Raw genomic sequence first — 2,133 nt, 5'->3', positions numbered from 1 at the left:
CGTCTCGCCATAGTAGTCATTCTGGTTCATCTCCTTATGCGGGTTGGGTTCCCACACACAAACCATCAGACACTCTCAGCTGAAAACGTTAACGGCCCCTCACAAGAGGCGAACTCATCCATACTCGCAGGTGGAATGATGTTGTCGAGGCAGAAATCGCCACGTTTGAGTGGGTGTCATGGTGGAACGAGGTAAGGCTCCACCAAAGCCTGGGATACCGAACCCCGGCCGAGGTGGAAACCGAATTGTGGAAGAAGAACCCGCCGCAAGTAATAATAGAAATCAAGGCAAATGCCTAGGAACAAAACACGAGGCACTTCACTTTTATAGAAAAAGAGACAATACATAATTAGACTTAGCATTGGTACTCATTGTGTCTAGAAACGAGAGGGTGGAGCTTTGTTCAGTAAAATAGCTAGGATGTCCGCGTCATGCTCCTGCTTGGCATTAGCTATTGCGTTGACTCCTTCGGTGGCGGAGGCATCTACGGTTCCCGCTTCGGTAGAACAATCCGGTGAGAGCGGTGTTTATACACGAGTTGAAAAGCTAGAAGGCGATAGTAGTGCTCCCGCCGCTCAACCGTACGCTGCAACTCCAGACTATGGACCGTGCGTACTCGAGCCTACAGAAGTTCATGTACGAACTAAGACCGGCGATGGTGATGCAAGGATCATCGGTTTTAAGCCGGTGACTAAGTGTAGTCGTCCGGTAACTTCTATCAAACACGAGAGTAAACTTAAGTACCAGTATTGGATGGTATGGAAAGACGCACCATTAAAGTCTGGCGTTCCTACGCGTTCTTACAATCAGGGACAATCCAAACTCGAACAGAAAAACATTGAGTTTCGTTGCAATGGCTTAGTGGATACGAACTTTATTGGCACGACTACGGGAACTATCGTAGACGGTGATAAAACTTACACTGCGACTGTTGACACTGAACCGTTTAGAGAAGCATGCAAGGTTTAACAGGTAGAACTTCAGATAACAGTAACCAAGCTAAAATTTTTGTGCTCTTTGCGCGTATGGAAGCTACGTATGACGAAGAATTTGTCGGAGTAGCTTTAACCAGAGAGCAGGAGCGCGCCATGGGCGAGCATGTTGATTCTTCAGATATGACCTGTTGGGCTGAAGAAGTTCCCCTTCAGGGCTGGAGAGGGAAACTAAACAAGTGCCATTTCCCGAACCTCGTTTATCTCGTTTTTAGAGAAGGATATGCGCAAAATTCCTCCGCGCGCCACCAGGAAATTAGCCCAGATATATTGGCTGCTTTTGCTACGCGTGAAGCAGCTCAAGCTGATGTCGTTTCTCGGCAGAAAAAGGAACCTACATTCTTGCCGAGTGAGTTTCATATATGGGAGGTCGAATTCGGGTCCTTGCTCGAAAAATTCCGTAACCAAGGTCCAGAAATCCCCATGTACTGAGCAGTCCATCTCATCGGCTTTAGATTCTGTTTCAAGGAAGGAACGCAAGCATCTAGACCGATGTCAAGTGGCCGTAGCTCAAATGTGTATCATCTTCGTTCGCAAGCCAGCGTTAACTGGTGGGGTCGACAATTCGTTAATCAAGCCGGCGATCCTAGGATTTCCATCAGCTTCTCGCTGACTTCGTTAATCCTCGCTGGGGTATGGCCTCTCTTCAGTGACACCGTAGTCATTATCGGACCTGGCCCCTGTTTGGTGGACACCTGATATCCAGTCCAGTCGGGTTGGCAAGATTGGTAATCTGCCACTATGTCCAGGTACTGAGAACAGTTCAAACGCGATGCTGTGGCTCTCTATGAGAACTCTCGCTGAACTCAGCGTCAGCCGAGCTCGGTATCAACCGTGCCTCGCTTCATTCATGGGTCACCAAGTACGGCACCGGCAAACGTGCCCGCATAAAAGCATTGCAGGATAAAGCTCAAGTAGCGAATGAGTCGTGAGACGGATCCGCCAGTTAGAAAAAGAAAACGCGAAGCTGCGCGAAGAACGTGACATCCTGCGCAAGGCCGCCAAAAATTTTGCTTCAAGCAGGCTCACTGAAGATCTGGGACCTGACCCCCATTTGGTGGACACGGTCAAGTCCGTTTGAGTGGTGTTTCTACCTTTCGATAGAGCATGCAGTGTGATGGTGTCAGGGGCCAGCACGTGC

At 49.0% G+C, this 2,133-nt stretch carries 2 protein-coding genes and 1 pseudogene; all 3 read left to right on the top strand.

The features are described 5' to 3' along the window. Positions 1-116: 116 nt before the first annotated feature. On the top strand, positions 117-299 hold the full coding sequence (locus ABRP95_RS11995; RefSeq protein WP_349819741.1) for an integrase core domain-containing protein: 183 nt from the start codon (positions 117-119) through the stop codon (positions 297-299). A 657-nt stretch (positions 300-956) separates the two neighbouring features. Further along, a complete protein-coding gene (locus ABRP95_RS11990; RefSeq protein WP_284771361.1) occupies positions 957-1,424 on the top strand; it encodes a hypothetical protein in 468 nt (155 codons plus the stop codon). Positions 1,425-1,769: 345 nt separating this feature from the next. After that, positions 1,770-1,871 (top strand): annotated as a pseudogene (locus tag ABRP95_RS12130) (transposase); the annotation flags it as partial. Positions 1,872-2,133: the final 262 nt, after the last annotated feature.

It is taken from the genome of Corynebacterium sp. KPL2895 (assembly GCF_040225815.1).
GTDB classification, from domain to species: domain Bacteria; phylum Actinomycetota; class Actinomycetes; order Mycobacteriales; family Mycobacteriaceae; genus Corynebacterium; species Corynebacterium rhinophilum.
This window is presented reverse-complemented; position numbering and strand designations above follow the sequence as displayed.

Excerpts from the sequence above, each read along its gene's own strand:
- ABRP95_RS11990 (WP_284771361.1), top strand. The coding sequence starts at position 957 with ATGCAAGGTTTAACAGGTAGAACTTCAGATAACAGTAACCAAGCTAAA.